Here is a 25,313-nt window from a genome sequence, read left to right as displayed (position 1 = left end):
TTAAAAGCTTTACTCTCTCGTACAACAAAAGGTATCAGAAATGGAATGTAGGGTATAATAAGAAAAGTACAGGCAAATATATTGAAAATTACAGAGCTCAGTGTTACGATGAAAGAAATAAAAGAAAAGAGGGGATAAATTATGAAAAGAGTAAATTATGGGCCGGACTATTTTTCTATAAACCCTATATTACCGTGTTGTGAATTTGTACCAGATGGAGAACCGCATATTTTCGGAGAAAAAATATATGTGTATGGCTCACATGATTTATATGATAGTGGAGAAATGTGTCAGGGAGATTATGTATGTTATTCTGCAGATGTACATCGTCCTGTCAAGTGGAAGTATGAGGGTGTTATTTATAAACGTATACAAGATCCATATATAAAAAAACAACTTGATACCGGGAAAGCAAATATGATGAATGCTAATTTATTTGCTCCTGATGTTGTAGAAATTGAAGAAAAATACTATTTATATTATGGTGTAGGATTGAGTAATTCAGGTTTTGGCGTAGCTGTTGCAGATTCTCCAACAGGGCCATTTACATATATAGGAAGAGTGAGATATCCCGAGTCAGAGAAACCGGCAGGCTGGAAAGATTGTCATGATGGAATTGATGATGGAGATATGGCATTTGGTTATGGAATTCCTGCATTTAGTCCGAAACTAGGGAATGGTAAATGCACCGTCTATCCGTAAGATTGATGGGAAGTTTTGTCTTACATATTATGCAATGGGACCACATCATGCCAATGCAATGTGTTATGCTTTAGCCGATAGTCCTTTCGGGCCATTTTCATATAGCGGTACACTGATTTCATTAGGAAATGCATTATATAAAGAACAAACAGAACCAACTGATTATGTAGGAAATACACATGGCGGCATGGTAAACGTAGCAGGTGTTTGGTATACTATTTATCACAGACAGACAGGAAACCGTTCTTGTGGAAGACAGATTTGTGCGACAGCATTGAAAAGAACGGGAAATGGTGGATTTGAACACGCAGAATATACGTCGTTGGGATTTAACGAACAACAATTACCAGCTTTCTATTGCTGGCCAGCTTATATGGCTTGTTATCTTACTGATGCAAAGGGAAAAACAAAGAAAAATTCAAAGTCCCCTTACATAGCATTAAAAGAATTTGAAGGTGGAGAATTAGATATACATAGCAACAAGGAAATGTTACAAGTGGTAACAAACTTAACACCAGAAAGTGTAGTCGGATTTAAGTATTTTGATTTTGGAGAAGAAACGAATGCAAATGCTACAATTACTCTTACAGTTTTGGCAAAATGCAAGGGAACTGTTGAAATATGCGTAGATACTCCAAATCCAGATAATCGTGTAGCTATGGTTGAAATTGATGGAAATAATCATTGGGAAGAATACAGTGCATCTATGAAGCATTTAACTGGGTGTCATGCGATTTATTTTATAATACACTGTGATGGAAAATGTTTAGGGGATATTGCATTCTTCGAGATGAACAAAGGAGAGTAACAGAATTTCTGCCTGAGAATTAGACATTATTTTGTTATTGTTGTAGTTAGGAAGTCGGCAGAATATTGATAAAGGGTATAATTTAATTAGGTATAGAAGAGAATTGTGCGAAATGAATTCTGTCTATAGCAAGGAAAAAGGACTTAACAATAAATCTGAGGCATATTATGGATTTTGGTAAGGATCCTTTTAGGATTCGTATTTTGAATACCAATGAAATTGTTCACTTTATGAAAGAACTGGTACCAATTGTGGGAGAATTTGTCTAATGGAGGAGTGGTACGATGAGAGGGAAACATAAAGTTATTGTATCTACAAAACGTTTATGACAAAAATTCGATGTGCGGAATTTTAGGTGAGGCACAAATACAAAAATAGAATTTAAAGAAACGAATAAAAAATTCGAAAATAGAGAAAAATATTGAAGAAATCAATGCTTTGTGGTATCGTTATAGTCATAGCATATAGTGTGGAATGATGGTTGTAAGGAGAAGAAGAAAGATGAAAAGACCGATTGTTCGTTTGTCATCATTACAATTGACAAATATTAAAAATGTAAAAAAGGGCACTATATATATGCCGAATACTGTAAACAAAATTTTATCGGCAGATAAAGCAGAAATACTTGGGATTTACGGCCAAAATGGTTCAGGAAAAACAGCGATTGTTGATGCATTGTATTTTTTACAAAAAGTAATGATAGGAGCTGATCTTGATCAGTCATTAGAAGATTATATGGACATGGATTCCGATACCGCAGAGATCTTTGCAGATTTCAATCTTTTTATGAATGGAATTGTGTTTGAAATAGGATACAGACTAAGTCTGAGCAGAGAAGAAAAAGTGGCCGTTATCAGTCGAGAAACATTGAGTGGTGCAAAGAATGAAAATGGAATCAGAACAAATAAGACTGTATTTATGGATTACCAAAGAGATCAGAGGAATACTATTTTTAAACCACAGAAAAGACTGGATGAAATCCTGGAAGAGAATAAAGACATAAAAACAGATTTGATTGTAGCGCGTAAAATGGCAGAAAAAAGCAACTGCTCCTATATTTTTGGTGAAAGCAGTCGGGATATATTCTGCAGAGAATACAAAAATGGATTTCAACAATTTTCAGTTATTATTTCTTCTTTGTTTGAATTTGCTTTGAAAGATTTATTTGTTATTCGGAATACTCATTCAGGAGTGATTTCCGCTAATTTTGTCTTGCCGATGGCATTTCGGATTGAAAATGATAACATGGGAGCAAAAGGGGATTTTACAGTATCTTTGACAGAACCGATCTTGGTGGACGAGGAAAGAAAAAATCTGTTAGAGACAATTGTTGAACAGATTAATATTGTTTTATACACAATCATCCCAGGATTGCAGGTAACGATTAAAAATTACGGAAAACAATCATTGGATGATGGAGAAGAAGGATGGAAACTGGAATTAATGTCAAAGCGAGAGGGTATGAAAGAGATTCCAATCAGAATGGAATCAGAGGGAATTATTAAAATCATTTCCATTCTGAATGCACTTATACAGGCATTTGGAAATCCTTCGATTTGTCTTGTAATTGACGAACTTGATTCTGGAATTTTTGAATACATGTTGGGAGAATTGCTTGATATTTTCAAAAAGAGCGCAAAAGGACAATTGATTTTCACATCACATAATCTTCGTGCACTTGAAATGATTGATAAGGAAAGCATTATGTTCTCTACTACGAATCCAGATAATCGTTATATCCATATGAAGAATGTAAGAGAAAGTAACAATCTTCGTAATATGTATATTAGAAGCATTACATTGGGTGGACAATCAGAAGAAATTTATGAAGAAACCGATAGTTTGAAAATTGCCAGAGCATTTAGAAAAGCAGGGCGGGGTGTTCGTGGTGAATGAGAAAAAAGTAATTGCGGTCATTGTAGAAGGACCGAGTGATGAAGCTGCATTGGGTTCCATTTTAAAAGAATATTTTTCAAGTGCGGAAATTCAGTTTGTAGTAGTTCATGGAGATATCACGACAAAGGATTATACATCAACAGATAATATACTATCCAAGATTAACAATTTAATTGAATCAGTAAAACAAAAATACGGGTACAAGGTAGAGGACTTTTTAAAAATTATACACATTGTTGATATGGATGGAGCTTTTTGCAATGATGTAATCGTGGAAAAAGATGTTGAGGGAGTCCGGTATTATTTGGAACGTATAGAGACGAAATATCCAGATTATTTAGTCCGAAAGCATACTCAAAAAGCAGAAATATTATCAAAATTATATTCTTCCGGAAAAATCAATGGTGTCAGTTATAGAATCTATTTTAATTCTTGTAATTTGGAGCATGTTCTTTTTAATGAATTGAAAGATTTTACAGATGATGAAAAGGCAGATATGGCTGATGATTTTGCAGAAGAGTATGAAGGTAAAGTAGAAGACTTTATTGAATTTATTTCTCAGGAAGATTTAATTGCTCCGGGTACTTTTAAACAAACCTGGCGATTTATTGAAAAGGGAAAACATTCATTAGAAAGATTCACAAATATGCATTTGATTTTTAAGTGATAAATTACTAATCTAGCACAACGAGTTAATTTAGGTTTATATATTTGAAACAACAGTTTTTATCCAACTATTGAAAGTTTCATCCAAAATAGGGGGTAATATGGACGAAAGAATAAAGGAATGGATGATAAACCTTTAAAAGAACTGGTATCGATTGCCGGAGAATTTGTCTAACGGAGGAGATTACTATGTTAAAAATATATTTAGGGAATATGGAGAATGCGATTTATCATCCTCCGACGTATTTCGATAATCGATATGAGGATGAATGGATTACAAATGAATTATCAATCAGAATGATTAAAGCTGTAGATAAGTCAGATGTGATAAGCTCTCATCTGATATAAAGTCCAGTATTAGAGCCAATTTCTACGAAAGAACTATCAGGTTCTGCAAAGACATTGATGCTGATGGCTTTTGGCCAATCTTGTAAAGTATTTAATGCTTCTGTATGTGGAAATGATTGTGCGAAATGGATTTTATCTATAGCAAAGACAAAAGATTTAACGATAAATTTGAGACATATTATGGATTTTGGAGAAGATGATTTTGAAATAGAAATTCTAAATACAGGTAATATTGTTCATAATATGTTGGAATATGTTGATATTGCAGGAGAGTATGTTTTAGATTAGGTAAATACCCGAAAAGTTTTAGTGAAAATCACAATATACGTAAAAAAGGAAGGGATTTTTATGCTGAATATCTATTATGGAGATATGAAAGAAGCGATATATAATACGTCGGCGTATTTTAAATATGATTATGAAGACAGTTGGATTGTAGATCCTTTTGTGAAAGAAATGATTCAGGATGTAGATAAGTCAACGGTTTTGGACAGTGGAGTGATAGACAGTCCGGTTTTGGGAAAGATTCCGCCAACCGGATTATCAGGAGGAGTGAAAACGTTAATCCTTTTTAAGTTTAATAAAGATAAAATTTTCAATGCATCGACCTGTGGAGATAACTGTGCGAAATGGTTGCTTAAAATTGCAGAATCGGAAGACAGAACAGTAAATCTGCGGCATTTGATGGATTTTGGTAAGGAGCCTTTTACGATTCGTATTTTGAATACCAACGAAATTGTTCACTCTATGAAAGAACTGGTACCAATTGCCGGAGAATTTGTCTAATGGAGGAGTGGTACGATGAAAGGGAAACATAGAGTTATTGTATCTACAAAACGTTTAAAATATGATTTTGAACTTCGGCGAAATTTGACGATCATTCGCGGGGACAGCGCTACAGGAAAAACCACTCTTGTAGACATGATTCAGGAATATGTGAATAATCCAACCGGAAGTCCGGTGGAACTGATATGTGATAAGAAATGTTATGTGTTGGAAGGCGCTTTGTGGAAAGGACAACTGGCAGAGATTATTGATAGTATCGTATTTATTGATGAGGGAAATGATTTTATTAAGACTGAAGAGTTTGCGGGAGAAATTCAGAAAACAGATAATTATTATGTGATTGTAACAAGAGAATCCTTGCCGACTTTACCATATAGTGTGGAAGAAATTTACGGAATTCGGACATCAGGAAAGTATGGAACATTGAAGCAGAGTTATCATGAATTTTATCGGATATATGGTACTGTCACCTATGAAAAAGAAGTAAATCCAGAATTAATAATTACCGAGGACAGTAATTCGGGATATCAGTTTTTCGACCATGTTTGCCGGGAAAGTCATTTACAATGCGAAACTATGAATGGGAAATCCAATGTATTCCATTACTTGAGAGAGCATAAGAATGAGAGAATACTTGTTATTGCAGATGGTGCAGCTTTTGGATCGGAAATTGACAGGGTATTGCGGTTAATAGAAGGATGCGAAAATGTGGCGTTGTATTTACCAGAATCTTTTGAGTGGTTGATTTTATCTGCCGGAATTCTAAAAAATAAATACGTGGATGAAATATTGGATGCTCCATATGATTATGTAGATAGTAAAAAATTTTTCAGTTGGGAAAGATTTTTTACAACAGTTTTAGTTGATGAAACAAAAGATACATATCTTGCATATATGAAAAAGAAATTGAATTCGGCATATTTACAAGATGTGATTAAGGAGGCAATTCTCGGGAAAATGGAAAAAATCAGTTTGACATGGAAAAAATAAAAATGACTGTAGTTATAATTTAGTAGCCAAAACACCGTAGACAACCAGTCTAAAATTCGGCATTCTATATGTAGAAATCAGTTCAATTTCATATTGTTTATTATTTTCGAATGCTTGAAGAATGGGAGCCATATTTTTCATAATGATAGTAACAACAAGGTATTGTCCTATTATTAGTTGGTGCTAATAATCCGCTAATAAACAGGTCTTATCTAAGGCATATATGTGGGGTACAGAAATTGAAATGGATTGTCTTTTCAGGGAGTTTCCCTATGATAAAGAAGTTCTGGAAACCATCTGTACGATCTCCGGTGTCAAAAGTTTTTCCGGTTCTTTTTTATAATCAAATAACCGCATGGTATCTACCTCATTTTATCCTAAAATGACGGAGATAAACTCTCTCCTGTTCTTTATTATGGGACAGTATCAGAGAAAATACTCCCATTATGTAAGACAGTCCGAAGGCTGTCCCACCGGTTCTGGTTATACCGGCTCGTTGTTATCCTGCAATGGTTACTTGATATAGATCAGGAAGGATAAACCTCGATATACAGTCATTTTTACGAAATATTTCAACGAGAATGTGGGGTTCTTTCCGGTATGATTAGAAAAGTGCATAAACATAATGTCTGGATTTGATAGAGAAGTATACAATGTGTCGTGTTTGCGGTAGTGTTTCTTCTCTCTTTTTATTGTATGGTAGTATACAGAAAGAGACGATACAAACAAAAAAGAGGAGGAAATTATGAAAGCAATTGGAAAAAATGCCGATATTATTCCTCTTGGAATGTCTTCTGTAGTATCTGCAACAATGCTTACAAATACGATTGAGTATGCAGAATGGAAGTTTGGAAACCGTCAGGAAGGTTTAATCAGTTCTACACAGACTCTGACTGCGAAAATTGGTATGGCATTGAGCGCCGGTGTAACAGGCGCTGTTTTGGAAATTGCTGATTACGTTCCAAACCACGTAACAGATGAAACACAGATGATGATCCATGGTGCGTTTACTCTGTTCTGTGCAGTAATTGGTGTGCTTGCAATTATTCCAATGTTATTTAATAAATTTACAGATAAAGAACACGAAAGAATTGTAGAAGAATTAAGAATTCGTAAACAACAGGAAGCAAATAAATAAAAGGAGAGGCAGTACATGAGAACAAAACAAAATTTTGATAAAAACTGGATGTATATCATTGACGAAGTAGGACCACTCCCAAAAACCTATGCAAAAAGTGGTATTGTAGCTGGTATTACAAATGCAGTAGACGGAGAATTATTTGAACCTTTTGCAGGGGCAGGAAATATGCTCAGAGCTCTGCAGGATATTCTTCCGGCAGGAGATGATGCAAAGGGAGATGTAGATGCTGCCAATATGCTGATGGGAAATCTTCCGGAAAAAGCAAAATCCGCAAAAGACTGGAAGAGAGTAGATTTACCTCATGATTTCCGTGTGGAAATTGGTGTGACAGAAGAGGCGGAAAACTGAGCTCAGGGATATATTCCGGATGGGATTGCCTATTACCGAAAAGCTTTTAAAGTACCGAAAAGTACTTTGGGAAAACGCGTAGTTTTAGAGTTTGACGGTGTTATGCGAAATGCTTCTTTCTGGTATAACGGATGCTTTATCGGAGATCATTATTCTGGATATACAGGATTTCAGTTTGATGTAACAGAGCTTACAAAATACGGTGATGATGAAGGTGATAACGTAATTCTGGTACGCTGTGATACAACAAACGGAAGTGAAGGCTGGTGGTATGAAGGCGGTGGTATTTATCGCCATACATGGCTGACAACTTATGGAAACACACATGTAGACCGCTGGGGTGTTTTCGTAAAACCTACAGTAAAAGGCAAAGAAGCTGTTTTAGACATTGAAACAACAGTGTGTAATGAAACATTTGAAGAAAAAGCATACAGAGCGTGTACAACGATTGTAGACCCTATGGGTGAGGAAATCGGTCAGGTTGAGGTTCAGGGAAATCTTCCGATATATGGAAAAGATACAAAAAAGACAAGCAATTAAAGCAAACTAGTACAACAGAAACTTAGTTTTCGTTGTACTGGAGAAAAAAAGAGGTTATCACTTTAAATATTCAGGATATATATTTAAAGCGACGACCTCGTCAGAGACAGAGATGCTGGAAAAGCTTGAAAAATCCAGAAAATCTGCAGAACAGGGAAATTACAGATCTGCTGACGCTGTTATTATGGATATGAGGGAAAAGTATGGATTATAGCATTAATGATATAATATAGAAAGGAGCTATCGCATTAAGTATATGTTTAATGCGATAGCTCCTTTCTCATTTCATTGATACATTATGACATAGAGTTATCTATTTGTTTTTTTATTTTTATTTTATCCTGATACATTTTTTTGTCAGCGCGTTTTTGTGTGTCTGTCAGATTTTTATCCAGTTTTCGGTCAAACTGTGCATAGCCAATAGCCAGGGCTACCGGAACTTTTAATTCAGAGCCGTATTTCTGGAATTCTGTACTGGCTTTTTCAAGAAGCGTTTGAGGATTTGTCTGGTCTTCCATAAGTATGATAAATTCATCTCCGCCATATCGGTATGCAGTAATCTTGTTGTTTTCCATTTTATGCAGTATTTTTCCTGCATTTATAATACAGGCATCACCGATGTCATGTCCCAGACGGTCATTTGCCAATTTTAAGTTATTCAAGTCTATAACCGCGACAGTTAAATGGTCCAAAGCATTTCGTGCGTTCCAGTTATCCCGGTCTGTTTCATAAGCATTTCGATTTTTCAGCTTTGTCATAAAATCTGTATTTGCCATATCCCGATATAAGGGATTAGAAATTCTTCTGAAAATAAAAAGGGAAGATAAAAATGCAACTCCACAGAAAAACAAACAGGAAATACAAATAGCCTTTGACAGATTTTTTGCTGCTGCGGCTTCTGTATCTGCGCCAATTTCAAGGCCAAGAGCCCCTACTACAACGCCATTTTCATCATGCAGGGGATAATAGGCGATAAAAATATTTCCCCAGTCCGTATTCAAAATTTTATCCGGTAATACAATTTCCCCTTTCAATGCACGGGATAACTCGTTTTGTATTTCCGGTTCAATTAAATCTCCGGGATAACGAAAATCCTCTGCATTATCGGGAAGCCCGTCTACGACATATACAAGCTCGCCATCTTCGTTGCGCTTGGCAGTGTATAAATATCTCAAATCACCTAGATCCCTGATTTCCTCTAAAATCTGTTTTAAAGTCTGATAACTTTCTTTTGACATATCCTTTGCTGTATTGATTTCACGAAAATCTTCAGGGGTCAGCTGGTGCTCAATATAATTATGTATGTTTTCCACACGATGTATAAGACTTTTCAATATAGACTGATAATAAACCCTTGTACTTACAAAGTATAGAAATGTTCCGAACAGGATTAATATGATACTTAATAATATCGTAACCTGTCGGTCCACACGTGAAAATTTCTTTTGCTTCATTTGCAGTTCTCCTACTGATATCCTTAATTGCATATTTTTCGTTTGCAGAATACAACTATATACTATATCCGTAGGAAATATTTGGCAAGATAATTCTTTTTTAGATTAGATAAAAGGTTTGTTTTTTTACACGAAATAATGGTAGAATAGAATTAAACATTGAAATGAAGGGAGAAGTCCATGAAAAATAAAGAAAAGAAAAAGTATATTTTTATTTTGAGCTTTTTGGCAGTGACAGTAATTTTTATTAGTTGGACTTTGTTCAAGTTTTATTCTGTGACGCATAAGCGTATATACGATATGAAGATTGAGGAAATGAAAAACTTTTCTATGCAGGGAAGTGCAGTTGTAGAAAAGAGGTTGGAGGGGTTTGTAAATCTCTTATATGGTTTAGCGGAATATATAGAGGAAGAAGATATTACAGACAGCGCCAATATGGAAAAATTGCAGCATCTTCTGGAGAAAAGAGATGTAGGTTTTCAGAGAATGGGAATTGCAGATGCAAAAGGAAATGCACGAATTACAAATGGAAAAACTTTAAAAATTGATAACAGAAATTATTTTCGGACGTGCATGAAAGAGAAAAAAGCCACTACGGAAATTCGATATTCCGATATGGTGGATAAGCAGATTTGTATTATTGCAGTGCCTATTTTAGATGACAGTAAAGAAGCCGTGGGTGTGCTTTATGGATTAAGTGAACTGGATTTCTTCCGGATTTATGATAATACCATTCTGGAAGATAAGAATACTTACATACAGGTTGTAGACTTAACAGGAAATTATATCAGGAAAAAACAATCCAGCCTTATTGGAAAAAAAGAGAATATCTTTGACGGAATTGGAAGCATAGAAAGTACAGTGAGTGTGGAGGAAATCCGTAAGAAAATTCAGCAGGACGAGCAGGTATATACGGAAGTTACAAATGGAAAATCCAAAGAAATCGTATATTTTACTCCATTGCAGCTAAATGACTGGTGCGTAGTCAGTGTAATTGATTTTTCTGAAGTGACAGAGTCTGTAGATTATATGCTAAGCCGCAATGCATATGGCATGGTATCGAAGATAATTGTAGTTCTTTTATCCCTGTTTTTGGTGATTTTATATTATTCTCGGCAGGAGAGAAAGCAAATTAAGCAATTTAATGAAAGATTATTGTTTGACGAAGAAATTATGCTGACGGCGGCAGAAAAATCAGGTTTTGTAATTATGAGCTATATAATGGAGTCAAAAGAACTTCGATTTATTAACAGAACGCTGGGAGAGATGGAATTTCCTGAAGTGGCATATAACCTTCCTGTAGTATTTATGAAATATTTTCCTGAAAATCAGGAGCTTCACCAACAGCTAAAACAGATTTTTGAAAATATGCAGCGAGGGAAGGGAAAACGTGATTTCTTAGTATCTTTCAGCAATGAGGGCAAAATGACGTATCTGCGTATTCAGCTGATTACACCGGTAGATGAAAAAGGAAATACCAGACAATGTATCGGTATGATAGAAGATTATACAGAAAGACAGATAATTCGGGAAAACGCAGAAAAAGACCCGCTGACAAAGCTGTATAACAGAAACAGCAGCAGGGAAAAGATTGAAGCTTTTCAGAAGAATTCTCAGTTAAGTCCGGGAGTTGTCCATGCCTATGTGATTTTGGATATTGATAATTTTAAAGTTTTAAACGATACATTGGGACATCAGATAGGAGATCAGGCGCTTCAGGATGTGGCGGAGATTTTACTTCGACATTTTAGAAGTTACGACATTGTAGGACGATTAGGAGGAGATGAATTTATTGTATTCTTAAAAAATATTCCACAGGAGGCAGTTTGCCGGAATATTTCCAGCCTGTTGAGGAAATTAAGCAGAACTTATGAAAAGGGTGGAAAATCTGTACAGATTACTGCATCCGCAGGAATTGCATTAATTTCCAATCCGCAGACAGAATTTTCTGAAATGTATCGAATGGCGGATGAAGCGCTCTATCAGGTGAAAAAAGAGAGAAAAAATGGTTTTAGAATATACGAAGAGAAGTAAAAGAAGGGGATAGTCAGATGAATTTAGATAAAGAACTAAAGATATATATGCAGACAATTCGATTTTTGGACGATAGTACAGATGATTATTTCTATCTGTATGACATGGCAAATGACAGGCTTTATTTTACGGAAAAAATCTGTGAAAAATATCCCATTACTTTAGAAAAAGAAGGAATTCCGTTTTCTGAATGGATGAAAATTGTGTATGCAAAAGATAGAAACAGATTACAACAGGAAATCCAGTCTGTTGCTAATGGAAACCGTGAAACCCATTATATGGAATATCGTCTTATTGACAAAGGGGGAAACAGAGTCTGGGTATATTGCCGTGGAACTGTATTAAGAGAGAGTAACGAAGACTCCGGCTTTCTCATAGGAAGTGTGTCGGAAGTGATTATGAGAAGGGTGGTAGACAGCCTGACAGGTCTTTGGAACGGAGAAAAGTTTAAAGAGGATATGGACAGGTACCTGAAAGAAGATAAGGGATATCTTATGATTTTAGGCGTTGATAATTTTAAGAATATTAACGTAAAGAACGGAAGAGATTTCGGAAATAATCTTCTTAAAATGGTGTCTATGATTTTAGAGGAACAGACAGACAGTTATACAAGATTATACAGAATGGACGGAGACTGTTTTGCGGTAAATTTCCCGCATAAAACAAGAAAAAATGTGGAGGACTTTTATAATTCTGTGAAAAAAGAACTGGAGAATTATTGTACCGCATCAGCAGGAGCTGTGGCATATGCTGATGGAGAAGACACAGGCTTTTTATATCAGTATGCAGAGAATGCTTTAGACCGGGCAAAACGTGAGGGAAAGAATATGCTGGTTTTCTTTTCATCGGAAGATTACCAGAAGAGTCTGGATTGGATTGAGTTACAGGATGAGTTAAAGGAGTCTGTGCGAAATCATTTTGAGGGATTTTCTCTTCGTTATCAGCCGCAGATTGAAGGAAAAAATTTTCAGATTTATGGAGCAGAAGCTTTGTTGCGCTATCAGTCGCCTACAAAAGGTCTTATCAGTCCTATGAAATTTATCCCTATTCTGGAGCAGAATGGTTTGATTTGTGAAGTGGGGAACTGGGTATTGAAAACTGCGGTAGAACAGTGTGTGAAATGGCGAAAGGTTCTGAAAGATTTTCATATTAACGTGAATATTTCCTATGTACAGCTTTGCCAGAGTAATATTACAGAGAAGGTTCTTGATATTTTAAAAGAAGCGGGAATACCGGGAGATGCATTGACACTGGAAGTGACAGAGAGTATGGAGCTTCAGGATTATACATATTTTAATAAGATTTTTTATGAATGGAAACGGCATGGAATTCGGATTGCAATTGATGATTTCGGAACAGGATATTCCAGTTTAGGATATTTAAAGAGTATTGATGTAGATGAAACCAAGATTGATCGTTGCTTTGTAAGCAGAATTTACTGTAATAATTATAATTATCGTTTGTTGAGCAATATTATTAAACTGGCACATTCTGCACAGATACAGGTGTGTTGTGAGGGTGTGGAAACGGAAGAGGAATTGATTGCTCTTCAGAAGTTAAATCCGGATTTACTGCAGGGATTTCTCTTTGCAAAGCCATATACCAAAGAAGAATTTGAAAAAGTGTATATTTATAAGGAATGTGCAGAATATCAGGCAAGGGTGGAAAGAGAAAAGAATTTCCATCAGATGAAAGCCATAGAAAATCCGTATTTTACAGATGAGAATGAAAAAGATGAAATTGTAAATATTGTAGAATGCATGGATGAAGTCATCTATGTAAGTGATATAGATACATATGAGCTTTATTATATGAACCCTGCCGGAAGGAAGCTGACAGGTGTATATAACTACAAGGAGTGTAAATGTTATGAGGTGCTTCATGGCAAAAATAAGCCTTGTGAATACTGTAATAATGGAAAACTGAAGAGTGAAAAAATCCATACATGGGAACTGGATAATTTGTTTCTGAAAAGGCATTTTGTTATCAGAGATAAGCTGATACCGTGGCATGGAAAAATGGCCCGGCTGGAAATTGCTATGGATATCAGTTCTACAAAGGGGATATAAGTTTCATGAATGATAATTTTGATTTACAGTTTTTTTATAAAATTTTGAATAAAATCAGTTCCAACATTCGTGTGATGAATGTGGAGACAAATGAAATTTTGTATATGAATGACTGCTGTAAGGAAACATTTCATACTGAAAATCCGGAAGGCAAAAAGTGCTGGGAAGTGCTTCAAAAAGACCAAAAACAGCAGTGTGAATTTTGTAAAATCGCTCAGCTGAAGGAAAAGGGCGTGGGGAAATCCTATTTCTGGAAAGAGTGTAATACCATTACAGGAAGGACATACCTGACAGAAGACAGTCTGGAAAGTATGGGAGGAAATGTATACCATGTACAGAGCGCTGTGGATATCACGGAGTATATTAAGATTTGTGAGGAAGCTGCAACAGATGAATTAACAGGAATTTTAAATCGAAAGGCAGGAAAGGAAAAGCTGGCACAGGTTTTGAAGAACCTGAAAAAAGATGAAAAATTTACTGCGGTTCTCTATGATATTAACGGTTTGAAATGGGTCAATGACACGTATGGCCATCTGGAAGGGGACAGACTTCTTGCTTATGTGGCAAAAAAGATTGGAGAAGAGCTGTCAAAGCCTGACTTTGTCTTTCGTTTAAGCGGTGATGAGTTTATTATTATTTTCATGAATAAAGATGCAGAAGAGGCAGATGTCTGGATGAAGCGGATATTGAAAATACTGGAAGAGGGACGCAGGGAAGTTGGAATTAATTATGACGTTACGTTCAGCTATGGCCTTGCTACTATTCAGGAGAGGGAAAGGCTCAATGTCTCAGATGTGCTTTCTCTTGTAGATACGCAGATGTATATCCAGAAAAGGGATTATCATATTCTGAAAGCACAGAGGCAGCTTGAGGAAAGACATCAGGAAGTAAACGCAGGAACACCATTTCAATATAATAAGGAATATTTATTTGATACGTTAGATGAAAGTATTGATGATTATGTATTTGTAGGAAATCTGAAAACAGGAAAGTTTAAATATTCTTATAAGATGATGTTGGATTTTGGTCTTCCGTCTCAGATTTTAGATAATGCAGCGGCATTTTGGAGCAAGATTATACATCCGGAAGATGCTGAAATGTTTTTACGCAGTAATCAGGAAATTGCAGATGGAAGAATAGACAGACATGTAATTGTATATCGTGCCAGAAATGTGAAGGGAGAATGGGTACATCTCATGTGCAGAGGGCGTATGATGCGCGATGCAGAGGGAGTACCTGATTTATTCAGTGGAATTATTAAAAATCTGGATAAAAAAGAAGAGGATATTAATGAAGAAATACGTGTAATCAGTGACAGCAGCAGTGATGGTATTTTTAAAGCGGCTATGACAAAGGGATTTCCGATACTATATGCCAATGACGGCTATTATGAATTACACGGATATACCAAGAAGCAAATGGCAGAAGAATTAAATAACTGTGCAGAAACGCTTGTTTATGAAGAAGACCGGGAGAGGATTAATCAGGAGATTGCAGAGGGAATTGCCCAAAAGGAAAAGCGCATGGTGCTTGAATACAGAGTTACGAAGCGTGACGGAAGTATTGCCTGGGTGCATGTAAATGCAGGTATTCTCACAGACTCTGACGGAACGGCTTTAATGCTGGGAATGATTATGGATATTACAGAGCGCCGTGAACTGGAAGAAAAACTTACGCGTACTGAGCAGTTATTTAAAATTGCCAGAAAAAATACCCGTTTGAATATGTGGGAACTGGATATTCCCCAAAAGAGGATTATTCAGACAGAAGAGTCTCAGAGGGTGCATGGACATGGAGCAATTATAGAAAATATTCCGGAAACGTTAATTGAAGATGGCCATGTTCATCCTGATGATGTAGAGACTGTAAGGGAATTTTATAAGAAAGTAGAAAATGGTAATCCTGTGACCAGCCGCACGGTGCGGGTAAGGTCAGAGGAAAATCCGGATGAATACTGGTGGGAGAAAGTAACTTATACCATTGTGCAGAGGTCAGAAGGAAAACCTGTCTGGGCGATTGGAATTTCAGAAGATGTGACAGCGCAAAAAGAGGCTGAAATCCATGCTTTTGAGGAAGAACGATTAAGAAAGATGTTATCTGAAGATATGATTTGCAGTTTTCAGGTTAATTTAAGTCGAAATCATCTGGAAAATTTCTGGGATTGTTTAAATGGAAAAGAGGATATTGAAAATCCGGAACAGGGATATGAGGAAGTTTATCACAGAATTTATCGCACCATAGCAAATGAGGATGACAGAAAACGGTTTTCGCAGCTGTGTGCGCCGGAAAATATGCAGCCCGCAGAACAGAAAAGTTTTAATCTGGAGTTTCGCCAGAAGCAAAAGAGTGGTCTGATTTTATGGGTGGGACTGAATATCCGCATTATGCTTTCACCGGAGTCGAGAGAGTTCTTTTTATTTGGATATTTGAAAAACATTGACTCTCTGAAAAGAAGAGAATTATCCTTAAAACAGAAAGCGGAGATGGATGAATTAAGTGGATTTTATAACTTTAAGACAGCCAAGCTTTTGATTGATGAAAGTCTTGCGAAATCACAAAAGGATAAATGTGCATTAGTGCTTTTCGATGTGGATAACTTCAGAAAAATTAATCAGGATGGTGGATTTTTATCAGGAGATGAAATTTTAAAAGAACTTAGCAGCCAGATTGCCAAAAATATATTGTTTTCCTGTATTAAAGCCCGCGTGAGCGGAGATACTTTTTTATTGTTCTGCTATGATTTAAATGAACAAAGTCGTATACGTGAAACAATTGAAAATATTCGAAAAAATGTCAGCCAGAAATATACTGCTGAGGGACAGGAGTTTCAGGTTACAATTTCAGCGGGTATGTCTTTGAATTTTATTGAAGAGATGTCTTATGAGCAAATGTACCAATGTGCCAGTTATGCATTGCAGGTGGCAAAGCGGGAAGGAAAGAACAAGCTGAAAATGTTCCGCGAGGTGGAAACGATAGAGCAGGGAAAAGATGGAGAAAGAAAGTTTATAGAAGATGCAGAAACGGAAAGTATGTTTGTGCTGAATTTGTTAAGGGAAAGCTACAAACAGCTTGAGCGTGGAGAAAGCCGCTTTTCTGTAGTCCTTACTTTTATGAATTATATAGCAGCTGCTTTTCAGGCAGACCATGTAGCTTTGTATGAAAGGGAAAAGTCCAGGGGCAGGCTGCGATTGGAGCAGGACTGGAAAGAGAAGAATTATTCAGGTCAGGAACATTTGGAGTTGGATGTTCATAAAGTAGAAGCTGCTTTTCAGACGGTTTTTCCTAAAGAAACGATTTTTGTTGAAGATGAAAACAGTGTGGGATATTTGCAGGTGAAGGAAATTTACGGAGAGAGGGGAGTGCCTCTTCCACTAATTTTAAACGGAAATTATAAATCCGGAAGATTGATTTCTCTGGTTGTGCTGGAACATGTGAAGGAACAACAGACTTCTTTTAAAATATTGGAAGCAGTTGCAGAATTTATGCATCATACAGCTCGTGTTTTTGAATTGCGTAAAAAGTATAAAGATGCCATGCAGTATGACCAGAAGACAGGAATTTTGAATTATCAAAGTTATATGGAATATTTGGAGCAAATAAATGAGGATAACTATTCTACCTTTGGAATTTTCGGAATTCATATTGTTGCATTAAAAGATTATAATAGACGATATGGAACAAGTGCGGGAGATGACTTGCTGAAAACAGTGGCAGATGTTCTGGCAGAGTTTTTTGGCAGAGATAATTCTTTCCGTGTAAGCGGTGCGCGCTTTTTCGCAGTGTATCCTAATATTACTTATGAGAATTTTCAGCAGCGATGTGAGCGGGTAAAAGAATGTCTGGAAAATAAATATAACGGAATGTTTGCTGATGCCAGAGTATGGGGAGAACAGGTGATTTCTGTGGAAAAGCTCCAGCAGCAGGTAGAAGAAAAGCTTCAGATTGCCCTTGCAAAACAGCGTATGGTAAGGATGGAAAATAATCAGGATACAATTTCGGATAACCTGCGTAAATTAAAAGAAGTGATACAGCAGGGAAAATTCTGTACCTTTTTCCAGCCGAAGGCAAATGTCAGAACAGGAGAAATCTGTGGTGCGGAAGCTTTAATACGATATTATGATGAGGAAAACGGAGCGATATCTCCGGCACGTTTTCTTCCTCAGATTGAAAAAGCGGGTTTTATTCGCCTTATTGATTTATTTGTGCTAAAAGATGTGTGCAGAATTTTGAAAGGCTGGATAAAATCCGGCTGGACACCTTTCCCTATATCTTTGAATTTTTCAAGGGCAACCATTCTGGAACCGGGAATTTTAGAAGAAACCAATGAAATTGTAGAAGGCGCCGGAGTGCCGAAAGAACTGATACAGATTGAAGTAACAGAAACAATTGGCTGTATTGATACCAGCAGTCTGAAAGAAATTGTAGAGCAATTTACAGAAGCAGGATATAAAATTGCGTTGGACGATTTTGGAGCAGAATACAGCAATATTTATGTTTTATATTCTTTGAATTTAAGCGCTTTAAAATTAGACAGACGTATTGTCAGCGATATTTACCACGATAAGCGCGCACGATTTGTAGTAGAAAACATTATTCATATCTGCAAAGAACTGCAGATTGAGAGCGTGGCAGAAGGGGTGGAAACAGAAGAACATCTGGGTGTTTTAAAAGAAATGGACTGTGATGTGATACAGGGATACCTTTTAAATAAGCCGCTGACAGAAGAAGAATTTGAGAAACAGTATATAAAAGTTGAGTAAATATTCGTGCAAAACATTGTTTTCTTCGTGCAAATGGCATATACTATAATTGCCAGCAGAAAGGAGTTGATCGTATGGCTGGAAATACCACAAACATCAGTATCCGTATGGATGCAGATTTGAAAGCACAGGCGGACGCACTGTTTACTGAGCTTGGCATGAACCTGACTACGGCGTTTAACATCTTTGTACGCCAGTCGCTTCGCGAGGGTGGCATTCCCTTTGAAGTAAGGCTGGAACAGCCTAATAAAGCAACGGCTGCTGCCATGCTGGAAGCGGAAAGGATTGCATATAATAATCACGAAAGGAAGTGTATACCATGAGCAACAGAGATTTAGCCAAAAGTCTTATAGACCAAATTCCGGAAAGCCGTTTATTTTATGTAGTCTCCTACTTGCAAGGGGCGGCAGTTCCAGACGAAACACCGAATGCTGATACAATAGAAGCTTTTGAAGAGCTGGAAAACGGTGGCGGTCATAAATTTAATGGAACGACAGACCAGCTTTTTTCTGAACTTATGGAGGGATAAAATAGAACGGGGAGAATATCTCCTGAAATTGTTGTTTTCTCCCCGGAAATCCTCGAAAATATTAATTGGTTCACTTTAAAATCATAATTTTTTACTTAACATATCTACATTTGACGCATAAGTAAGCGCCGTTTCTTTTGTAATCTGTCCTGCCCGATAGAGATTTAAAAGGCTGGAGTCCATAGAAATCATAGTAGGGCTGTTAGAGGTATAGAGAATACCGTCAATTTGCGGTGTTTTATTGTCACGGATCATATTGCGGATGGCAGGTGTCACAGTCATAATTTCAAAGGCAGCTACCATTTTGCCATCGGCAGAAGGGATGAGCTGCTGGGAAACGACTGCCTGCAGCACCATAGAAAGCTGAATAGCAATCTGCTTTTGCTGGTTCGGAGGAAATACATCAATAATCCTGTCAATGGTATTTGCAGCTCCAATGGTATGCAGTGTGGAAAAGATGAGATGCCCTGTTTCAGCGGCAGTCATAGCCACGTTTGTTGTTTCATAATCGCGCATTTCTCCAAGGAGGATAACGTCAGGACTTTGGCGCAGAGCAGCTCTGAGGGCAACTACATAGCTTTCCGTATCCAGATTAACCTCACGCTGGCTTACAATACTTTTTTTATGTGGGTGGAGAAATTCCAGAGGGTCTTCCAGCGTAATAATATGTTTTTCCTGATTAGAATTAATCTGGTCCACAATACATGCCAGTGTTGTAGATTTTCCGTTTCCGGCAGGGCCGGTTACCAGAACAAGTCCTTTATTCAGATTGCCAAAACGGATAACGGAGTCGGGAATTCCTAAATCCTGTGGCTGTGGCAGAGTGAAGGTGATAACACGGATAACAGCGGCAATAGAACCTCGTTGTTTAAAGGCATTGACACGAAAACGGGAAACACCCCGCAGTGCAAAGGAAAAGTCATCATCTCCGGTAGTTAATAATCGCTCTGTACTTCTGTTATTGGCCAGTTCATAAATTTGATTAACAAGGTCCAGAGTGTCATTTGGAAGCAGTTTGTCTTCGTTTACCCGCTTAATACTGCCGTGTATACGGTAGGAAAGAGGAAGTCCGGCAACCAGAAAAATATCAGAAGCGCCGGATTGTGAAGCGGATTGAAGCATTTCTTTTACGTTCATATAGAATATCTCCTTTGTAAAGTATATGTGTTACATAAGATTTAAAGGCTTATCATTTTCCCAGGTGTCTGTAGAAATCTCTTTCCAGGAAGTAATTTTATAAAAACCATCTCCGGGGGCATTTGGGGTCTGAAGGGTGAGAGAAACAGCCAATGCCTGTGTATCGTTTATGGGGACTGTGAAAGATAAAACAGGAAAGTCGGAAACGTCTACAGGATAGGTAAGCTTTTTCATTGCTTCGCTATCTAAGGCTGTTATTCCCTGTTCTGAATAAGCTTTTGTAAGCAGTTCATCAATTTTTGCAAGCTGTTCTTCTGCCTTATTAGAGGCATCATAATAGTCAGAAGTTCGTTTGGCAATATTTTGGGCATAGGTTCTGTCATTGTTGGTACTTGCCACGGAGAGTACGGAAAAGGTTACAAGACATAAAATAATAAAGATGACAAGCATAGATGCAGAGCCGATATTAACGGCAGGATATTTTTTCTTTTCCATTTCTTTCTCCTTTCTTAGTATGTATATGGTACGTGTACCTGTACCGGAAGTTTATACACAGAAGAATTGTCCTCTGAAAGCAGAACCTCAATAACGGCAGAAACAAGCTCTGGTGTTTCTTTTTTAGTAAGTGTTACGGTGTATACAGCATCTGATTTTTGGCAGGATACCCCATTTTCATCATAAAATTCCGTATAAGAATTTATATCCCCATAACTTTGGCGGAAAATTTCTGCAGCAGAAGAGGCAAGATTGATGCCGGTATTCAGCTGGGTTGTTTCCTGACTGAGAAGATGGGATTTTACAAATAACTGCAAACAAATCGCGCTTGCCAGAGAAAAAAAGGCAATAGCCAAAATCAGTTCAATGAGGAACAGACTTGATTTATGTGTACGATAATTTTTCATAGTCACATTCTCCTTCTGCTAATTGCTTTTTACACCTACTACCACAGAGTGCGTCTTATTTTTCTCTGTGGTAATGGTAAAGCGGAATAAATTGTGGGAAAGAGCTTCTGCCTGAAAGCTGTCTGTTTCCAGAATGAATTCTCCGGCAGAAGGTGAGGGGGGTGTGCCCTCTTTTACAGAAAGCTCTTTCAATGCTCCATCATGTTCATAAATATAAGTCGTGTATGTTGTATCATTTATATTGGATGTCAGCATAAGACAGCTTGTCCCATCTAATTCCCCAATAGAAACGGAGCCGGACGCATCATTTTGCCGTACTTTTTCACTGATATAAGACAGCGCAGTGCGAGAAGTATAGTGTTCCTGAGACTCTTCTGTGGTTGATTTGTAAATACGGGTTGCCAGAAGTACAACAATGAGAGCAGATACCGCAAATACAAAGAACAATGCCATGGGAAAAATAAAATCAATCACATGACGTTTCTGTGTCTGTAATTTCATAAAAATCAATCCTTTCTGGAAATGATTGTAATATCCGGCATAATATTTTCGCCCAGCGCTTCATATCCGATAAAATATTTTTCTTTATCGTAGCGGAGCGGGTAATGCTTTTCCAGATATTCCAGACTTTCCGGATAACGCCCCTCTGCGGCATAGCACTGCACTACGTTTCTTCTGACTGCCTGTTCGAGAGTTTCCATTTCCGTTTTGTCTGCTGTACGGGATACAGCCTGAATTCCATAAAAAAAGCAGAATATCAATAAGAAAAATACGAAGACAGATAAAACAATGTTTCGTGAAACAGAAGGTTGTCTGTCCGTTTGAAATCGCTTCATACATATTCCTCCTTACAGACTGGACATAATTCCCATGAGGGGAAGCATGACAGAAAGCAAAATAATACCTACAATAACAGATAAAATAATGACAAGTGTCGGTTCCAGTATAGAAATCATGGAAGTAAGACGGTTATCGATTTCTTCTTCGTACTTATCGGCAATTTCTCTCATAACAGTATCCAGACCTCCGGTACGGGAAGCCAGATTTGTCATGCGTCCGTAGACACCGGAGAAGATGCCTGTGCGGGTAAGTGCGGCAGAAAGTTCGCTGCCTTCGCTTAACATTTGACGACAGGTATCAATCTTTTGACGGAACTGTTCGTCTTCAATGAGATTTTGTGCAAGTTCTGTACAGTAATCAGGATTGAGTCCGCTGCTCAGAGTCAGCGCCATACAATCTGCAAAGCGGCAGGAAGAAGTTTTATCATAGAGCCGGCGTACAGCAGGGATATGATTGGCAAAAGAAGCAAATGCTTTCCGTCCGCCGGTTGTCTTGGCAAAATAAATTCCAAGTATAAGAAAGACCATAAGTACTGCAATGAGAACGGCAGAATACCGGTTAACGGCAGTCCCGATGGATAAAAGAGCTTTGGAAAAGCCGGTCATTTCCTGTCCCAGCTGTGCAAATACCTGATTGAAAATAGGCATAACCTTTGTAATTAATATGAGAATGACAGTAGTCATCATGGAAATCATAATCAAAGGGTAGGTGACTGCGCTTCGGATGGAATAGGAAATATTGTCTTCTCTTTCATAGTGGAGGGCAAGAGATTTCATTACATCATCCAGACGTCCTGTCTGTTCTCCGATTTCCACCATATGAAGGAGATAAGAAGGAAATACCCCGGAGACCTCAAGCGCCTTAAATAAGTTTCCTGTTTCCAGTAAAGTATCATAAATGGTCTGCAAAATTACTTTTTCTGAGGTGTTTTCGGACTCTTCCAACATAATTGAAATGCCCTCAATGGAAGAAATACCGGATTTTAAGATAAGCGCCATCTGATTACAGAAAGAAGCAAGCTCTGTATTAGACAACTGCTTTTGTGAGGTACTGCGTTTCATAAAGTTCGCCTCCTGTGATAAATTTTTAATAGGAATACTGCAAGGTGTAATTGCTTCCATCCCCGATATATTTGCCGACAGATTTTCGGCTGTTGTTGGCTGCAAGCGTAGGGTCCATTAAAGTCCACGAAGAACCGTCAAATTCAATGATGTCATCAACCCAGCCTACTTCATCAATATATGCACTGATCCAGGCATGTTTGACATCCTTGGAATAACCGATTTCAAGCTTTGTAGGAATTCGCTGGGTACGCATCATTGCTGTCATCAGTGCGGCATAGTCAAAACAGATGCCTGTGCCTGAAGAAAGGGTGTCATCTACATTGGGGAGATATCCGTCTACAACTTCAGAAGCCTTTTTCTCATCGTAGGTAATGTTTTTAATAACATAAGTATAAATATTCTGAATTACGTCTAAATCTGAAGAAGTTCCTTTTGCAAGCTCTGCTCCCTTTTGTACAGCCTGGCTTTCTTCTGTAAAGTGTACATATTGGTTGGGATAGAGGAAGGGAGAAAATTCATCGGACAGAGTTACTTCAATGGTTTCTGAAAGAAGGACAGCATATTTATCGCCGGTTGTATTTTCTAAAATATTAATCTGATAGCTTCCGTTGCCCCCTGAAAAGGGGAATACCTGATAACCTCCGTCTATGGAAAGGAGAGGCTGATTTTTTGTGCCGTCCGGAGCAATGGTCTGTACCCGGACTTTGGGAATATCTCCGGTATATTTCACCATAAAGTAACCGGAAGAAGCATTGGAAACATCAACAACCACATTTTCAGCCTGCCAGACTGACGTACCCGCCGCCTGGGGAGTCAGAACTGTTGGAGTGTAATCTCTGGGCTCGTTTTCCTGCGTGTTTTTGGAAGATTTCGATTTACTGCAGGAAGTAAGGAGGGATACACATATCAAAAAGCAGAACAGAAGAAAAAATACAGATTGTTTTTTCATTATGTACACCTCCTGATTTGTCATGATATAGTTATTATCTAATGTTGTATTTGCTTTGTCAATCCAAAAGGAAAAATGTCGAAATATAAGCTTGTAGAGATGTTTCGTTCATGTTAAGCTACTAGTATTGAATGTTATGGAAAAAGGGGATGAAAGGGAAAACTATGAGAGTAGAACATACAGTATCAACACTTCGAATATGTATTGATGGAATGCAGACAGATGAAAAGGATATGAAAGGGAGAATTTGCGGAATTGCAGTGAAAAATGAGACTGCATTTTCAGGTGTTTCAGAACTTCTTGTTTTAGTAGACAGACTGTTGGATACCATCGGCAAACCACAGCCTTCCCGGAAGTCCAGAAGTTTCCGCAAAGAGGAAGAAAGTCAGGTGACTTCTTATTGCCATCAGCCGGAACTGTACCATGATCAGGAGGAAATTCAAAAGGAAAAGGGAAAGGTGGTTACAAGGGACGTGACCTTTATTTCCAGATTGAGAAGTTCCTGGCAGGGAATTGTAAAAGACGAAGAGGGAAGAACGCTGGGCACGTTTGAAAGTGATTTGGAATTTCTTCATATTTTGTATGACTGTGGTGTGACTGCTTAGACTTAAAATAGAAATAATAGACTGAGATATAAGGAGGGTATAAAATGTCACTGCCACATAAAAAGGGACTGAATACGGGAGAAACATTTATCATAAACATGAAATGCAGACAAAATCATACATGGCAGGGGACTGTGAAATGGATAGAAGGACAGAAGGAAATTCCTTTTCGCAGCGCTCTTGAGCTGATTAAACTGATGGACTCTGCAATGGAAATGGCAGATGAAGAAGAGAATATGGGATATGCAGATTGGAACAATAGATAGAAGTGCGTTATCCGTGGAACCATCCGAAAAGGGGATGGACTTTTGTAAGATGTGGGGCTTATCGGGGGAAAACATTTGAGTCAGGGGTGAGAATAGAGGGATTTCACAAAGATGCAACTGACCAGATGGAAAGAGAAGTTCGTGAAGATGATAAGCATGAAATTATCGACTTGAAAAAATTAAAAATATATTCTTCCTACCTTGTTGAAATGTGTGAAGAAGCTTTTGAGATTGATATTGACAGTTTGCAAGTGAAACCTATATTTTACAGAAAAGACAAATATTTGAGGCTGGAGGAAGGATTGGATATTTTTTCAGTTGCACACAGAATTGTGCATCCTGAAGATAGGAAGAAGTTCACAGCTGTTTTTTCTAAAGAAGAATGTCTGGGTAGAAGCAAAGATATTTTATGTAGATGCAGGAGAACGAAAAACACTGTTATTTGTTACTTATGATATTGACTCTAAGAAAAGAGTATC

At 37.5% G+C, this 25,313-nt stretch carries 25 protein-coding genes and 2 pseudogenes; 19 read left to right on the top strand and 8 right to left on the bottom strand.

The window, feature by feature from the left end; translation table 11 throughout:
* The first annotated feature begins 141 nt into the window (after positions 1–141).
* The 11 genes and pseudogenes from BQ7352_RS04500 (at position 142) to BQ7352_RS04450 (ending at position 8,225) form a co-directional block, all read left to right on the top strand.
* Complete coding sequence (locus BQ7352_RS04500) at positions 142–702, top strand: family 43 glycosylhydrolase (RefSeq protein WP_072447323.1); 561 nt, start codon at positions 142–144, stop codon at positions 700–702.
* Positions 677–1,510: a hypothetical protein gene (locus tag BQ7352_RS04495; RefSeq protein ID WP_072447321.1), complete on the top strand. Its 834-nt coding sequence runs from the start codon at positions 677–679 to the stop codon at positions 1,508–1,510. Before BQ7352_RS04500 ends, BQ7352_RS04495 begins: the two co-directional genes overlap by 26 nt.
* 98 nt (positions 1,511–1,608) lie before the next feature.
* Positions 1,609–1,779, top strand: a pseudogene (locus BQ7352_RS04490) (DUF4869 domain-containing protein); the annotation flags it as partial.
* Between the two features lie 232 nt (positions 1,780–2,011).
* Positions 2,012–3,406: an AAA family ATPase gene (locus tag BQ7352_RS04485; protein WP_072447319.1), complete on the top strand. Its 1,395-nt coding sequence runs from the start codon at positions 2,012–2,014 to the stop codon at positions 3,404–3,406.
* Complete coding sequence (locus tag BQ7352_RS04480) at positions 3,396–4,073, top strand: hypothetical protein (RefSeq protein ID WP_330390372.1); 678 nt, start codon at positions 3,396–3,398, stop codon at positions 4,071–4,073. The genes BQ7352_RS04485 and BQ7352_RS04480 overlap by 11 nt, the downstream gene beginning before the upstream one ends.
* Before the next feature lie 188 nt (positions 4,074–4,261).
* A pseudogene (locus BQ7352_RS04475) lies at positions 4,262–4,708 on the top strand (DUF4869 domain-containing protein).
* 60 nt (positions 4,709–4,768) lie between these two features.
* A complete protein-coding gene (locus BQ7352_RS04470; RefSeq protein ID WP_072447315.1) occupies positions 4,769–5,206 on the top strand; it encodes a DUF4869 domain-containing protein in 438 nt (145 codons plus the stop codon).
* Positions 5,207–5,221: 15 nt separating this feature from the next.
* Positions 5,222–6,196 (top strand): translation initiation factor 2, encoded by a 975-nt coding sequence (locus BQ7352_RS04465; RefSeq protein WP_072447313.1) that lies wholly within the window; start codon positions 5,222–5,224, stop codon positions 6,194–6,196.
* Positions 6,197–6,941: 745 nt separating this feature from the next.
* Entirely contained in the window at positions 6,942–7,334 is a 393-nt protein-coding gene (locus BQ7352_RS04460; RefSeq protein ID WP_072447311.1) for an MFS transporter, read from the top strand.
* Between the two features lie 15 nt (positions 7,335–7,349).
* Positions 7,350–7,685: a hypothetical protein gene (locus BQ7352_RS04455; RefSeq protein ID WP_072447309.1), complete on the top strand. Its 336-nt coding sequence runs from the start codon at positions 7,350–7,352 to the stop codon at positions 7,683–7,685.
* A 12-nt stretch (positions 7,686–7,697) separates the two neighbouring features.
* Positions 7,698–8,225 carry a sugar-binding domain-containing protein gene (locus BQ7352_RS04450; protein ID WP_083429846.1) on the top strand — a complete coding sequence of 176 codons (528 nt, stop codon included), beginning with the start codon at positions 7,698–7,700 and terminating at the stop codon, positions 8,223–8,225.
* A gap of 296 nt (positions 8,226–8,521) precedes the next feature.
* Here BQ7352_RS04450 and BQ7352_RS14755 read toward each other — a convergent pair whose 3' ends face one another.
* Positions 8,522–9,679, bottom strand: a complete 1,158-nt coding sequence (locus tag BQ7352_RS14755; protein ID WP_072447304.1) for a GGDEF domain-containing protein — start codon at positions 9,677–9,679, stop codon at positions 8,522–8,524.
* A 180-nt stretch (positions 9,680–9,859) separates the two neighbouring features.
* Here BQ7352_RS14755 and BQ7352_RS14270 point away from each other — a divergent pair, with 180 nt between their 5' ends.
* The 5 genes from BQ7352_RS14270 (at position 9,860) to BQ7352_RS04415 (ending at position 19,071) form a co-directional block, all read left to right on the top strand.
* A complete protein-coding gene (locus BQ7352_RS14270; RefSeq protein ID WP_083429844.1) occupies positions 9,860–11,713 on the top strand; it encodes a sensor domain-containing diguanylate cyclase in 1,854 nt (617 codons plus the stop codon).
* 17 nt (positions 11,714–11,730) lie between these two features.
* Positions 11,731–13,782 carry a bifunctional diguanylate cyclase/phosphodiesterase gene (locus BQ7352_RS04430; protein WP_072447302.1) on the top strand — a complete coding sequence of 684 codons (2,052 nt, stop codon included), beginning with the start codon at positions 11,731–11,733 and terminating at the stop codon, positions 13,780–13,782.
* Positions 13,783–13,787: 5 nt separating this feature from the next.
* Complete coding sequence (locus BQ7352_RS04425) at positions 13,788–18,542, top strand: diguanylate cyclase domain-containing protein (RefSeq protein WP_072447300.1); 4,755 nt, start codon at positions 13,788–13,790, stop codon at positions 18,540–18,542.
* Between the two features lie 74 nt (positions 18,543–18,616).
* On the top strand, positions 18,617–18,865 hold the full coding sequence (locus BQ7352_RS04420; protein WP_072447298.1) for a type II toxin-antitoxin system RelB/DinJ family antitoxin: 249 nt from the start codon (positions 18,617–18,619) through the stop codon (positions 18,863–18,865).
* Positions 18,862–19,071: a hypothetical protein gene (locus BQ7352_RS04415; protein WP_072447295.1), complete on the top strand. Its 210-nt coding sequence runs from the start codon at positions 18,862–18,864 to the stop codon at positions 19,069–19,071. Before BQ7352_RS04420 ends, BQ7352_RS04415 begins: the two co-directional genes overlap by 4 nt.
* A gap of 81 nt (positions 19,072–19,152) precedes the next feature.
* Here BQ7352_RS04415 and BQ7352_RS04410 read toward each other — a convergent pair whose 3' ends face one another.
* The 7 genes from BQ7352_RS04410 to BQ7352_RS04380 are packed head-to-tail and all read right to left on the bottom strand — an operon-like array spanning position 19,153 to position 23,963.
* Positions 19,153–20,208: a type IV pilus twitching motility protein PilT gene (locus BQ7352_RS04410; protein WP_072447293.1), complete on the bottom strand. Its 1,056-nt coding sequence runs from the start codon at positions 20,206–20,208 to the stop codon at positions 19,153–19,155.
* 30 nt (positions 20,209–20,238) lie between these two features.
* On the bottom strand, positions 20,239–20,703 hold the full coding sequence (locus BQ7352_RS04405; protein WP_072447291.1) for a hypothetical protein: 465 nt from the start codon (positions 20,701–20,703) through the stop codon (positions 20,239–20,241).
* A gap of 14 nt (positions 20,704–20,717) precedes the next feature.
* A complete protein-coding gene (locus BQ7352_RS04400; protein WP_072447289.1) occupies positions 20,718–21,110 on the bottom strand; it encodes a hypothetical protein in 393 nt (130 codons plus the stop codon).
* A gap of 18 nt (positions 21,111–21,128) precedes the next feature.
* Positions 21,129–21,611, bottom strand: coding sequence for a DUF4860 domain-containing protein (locus BQ7352_RS04395; RefSeq protein WP_072447287.1), 483 nt, complete (start codon positions 21,609–21,611; stop codon positions 21,129–21,131).
* A 5-nt stretch (positions 21,612–21,616) separates the two neighbouring features.
* The gene (locus BQ7352_RS04390) at positions 21,617–21,946 is read right to left on the bottom strand and encodes a hypothetical protein (RefSeq protein WP_072447286.1); all 330 of its coding nucleotides are present in this window, start codon (positions 21,944–21,946) and stop codon (positions 21,617–21,619) included.
* A gap of 12 nt (positions 21,947–21,958) precedes the next feature.
* Positions 21,959–23,011, bottom strand: a complete 1,053-nt coding sequence (locus BQ7352_RS04385; protein WP_072447285.1) for a type II secretion system F family protein — start codon at positions 23,009–23,011, stop codon at positions 21,959–21,961.
* Positions 23,012–23,036: 25 nt separating this feature from the next.
* Positions 23,037–23,963: a transglutaminase-like domain-containing protein gene (locus BQ7352_RS04380; RefSeq protein WP_072447283.1), complete on the bottom strand. Its 927-nt coding sequence runs from the start codon at positions 23,961–23,963 to the stop codon at positions 23,037–23,039.
* A 164-nt stretch (positions 23,964–24,127) separates the two neighbouring features.
* Here BQ7352_RS04380 and BQ7352_RS04375 point away from each other — a divergent pair, with 164 nt between their 5' ends.
* The 3 genes from BQ7352_RS04375 to BQ7352_RS04365 are packed head-to-tail and all read left to right on the top strand — an operon-like array spanning position 24,128 to position 25,289.
* Positions 24,128–24,568, top strand: a complete 441-nt coding sequence (locus BQ7352_RS04375) for a hypothetical protein (RefSeq protein WP_143143372.1) — start codon at positions 24,128–24,130, stop codon at positions 24,566–24,568.
* A 44-nt stretch (positions 24,569–24,612) separates the two neighbouring features.
* Entirely contained in the window at positions 24,613–24,834 is a 222-nt protein-coding gene (locus BQ7352_RS04370) for a hypothetical protein (protein WP_072447279.1), read from the top strand.
* 2 nt (positions 24,835–24,836) lie between these two features.
* Entirely contained in the window at positions 24,837–25,289 is a 453-nt protein-coding gene (locus tag BQ7352_RS04365; protein ID WP_072447277.1) for a hypothetical protein, read from the top strand.
* Positions 25,290–25,313 lie beyond the last annotated feature (24 nt).

Origin of the sequence: Blautia sp. Marseille-P3201T (genome assembly GCF_900120295.1) — a bacterium.
Taxonomy (GTDB): domain Bacteria; phylum Bacillota; class Clostridia; order Lachnospirales; family Lachnospiraceae; genus Blautia.
Note: the sequence above shows the minus strand (reverse complement) of the source record. Positions and strands in the feature narration are given on the sequence as shown.

Coding starts and splice junctions, on each gene's coding strand:
- BQ7352_RS04500 (WP_072447323.1), top strand. CDS start 142: ATGAAAAGAGTAAATTATGGGCCGGACTATTTTTCTATAAACCCTATA.
- BQ7352_RS04495 (WP_072447321.1), top strand. CDS start 677: ATGGTAAATGCACCGTCTATCCGTAAGATTGATGGGAAGTTTTGTCTT.
- BQ7352_RS04485 (WP_072447319.1), top strand. CDS start 2,012: ATGAAAAGACCGATTGTTCGTTTGTCATCATTACAATTGACAAATATT.
- BQ7352_RS04470 (WP_072447315.1), top strand. CDS start 4,769: ATGCTGAATATCTATTATGGAGATATGAAAGAAGCGATATATAATACG.
- BQ7352_RS04465 (WP_072447313.1), top strand. CDS start 5,222: ATGAAAGGGAAACATAGAGTTATTGTATCTACAAAACGTTTAAAATAT.
- BQ7352_RS04460 (WP_072447311.1), top strand. CDS start 6,942: ATGAAAGCAATTGGAAAAAATGCCGATATTATTCCTCTTGGAATGTCT.
- BQ7352_RS04455 (WP_072447309.1), top strand. CDS start 7,350: ATGAGAACAAAACAAAATTTTGATAAAAACTGGATGTATATCATTGAC.
- BQ7352_RS14755 (WP_072447304.1), bottom strand. CDS start 9,679: ATGAAGCAAAAGAAATTTTCACGTGTGGACCGACAGGTTACGATATTA.
- BQ7352_RS14270 (WP_083429844.1), top strand. CDS start 9,860: ATGAAAAATAAAGAAAAGAAAAAGTATATTTTTATTTTGAGCTTTTTG.
- BQ7352_RS04430 (WP_072447302.1), top strand. CDS start 11,731: ATGAATTTAGATAAAGAACTAAAGATATATATGCAGACAATTCGATTT.
- BQ7352_RS04425 (WP_072447300.1), top strand. CDS start 13,788: ATGAATGATAATTTTGATTTACAGTTTTTTTATAAAATTTTGAATAAA.
- BQ7352_RS04420 (WP_072447298.1), top strand. CDS start 18,617: ATGGCTGGAAATACCACAAACATCAGTATCCGTATGGATGCAGATTTG.
- BQ7352_RS04415 (WP_072447295.1), top strand. CDS start 18,862: ATGAGCAACAGAGATTTAGCCAAAAGTCTTATAGACCAAATTCCGGAA.
- BQ7352_RS04410 (WP_072447293.1), bottom strand. CDS start 20,208: ATGAACGTAAAAGAAATGCTTCAATCCGCTTCACAATCCGGCGCTTCT.
- BQ7352_RS04405 (WP_072447291.1), bottom strand. CDS start 20,703: ATGGAAAAGAAAAAATATCCTGCCGTTAATATCGGCTCTGCATCTATG.
- BQ7352_RS04400 (WP_072447289.1), bottom strand. CDS start 21,110: ATGAAAAATTATCGTACACATAAATCAAGTCTGTTCCTCATTGAACTG.
- BQ7352_RS04395 (WP_072447287.1), bottom strand. CDS start 21,611: ATGAAATTACAGACACAGAAACGTCATGTGATTGATTTTATTTTTCCC.
- BQ7352_RS04390 (WP_072447286.1), bottom strand. CDS start 21,946: ATGAAGCGATTTCAAACGGACAGACAACCTTCTGTTTCACGAAACATT.
- BQ7352_RS04385 (WP_072447285.1), bottom strand. CDS start 23,011: ATGAAACGCAGTACCTCACAAAAGCAGTTGTCTAATACAGAGCTTGCT.
- BQ7352_RS04380 (WP_072447283.1), bottom strand. CDS start 23,963: ATGAAAAAACAATCTGTATTTTTTCTTCTGTTCTGCTTTTTGATATGT.
- BQ7352_RS04375 (WP_143143372.1), top strand. CDS start 24,128: ATGAGAGTAGAACATACAGTATCAACACTTCGAATATGTATTGATGGA.
- BQ7352_RS04370 (WP_072447279.1), top strand. CDS start 24,613: ATGTCACTGCCACATAAAAAGGGACTGAATACGGGAGAAACATTTATC.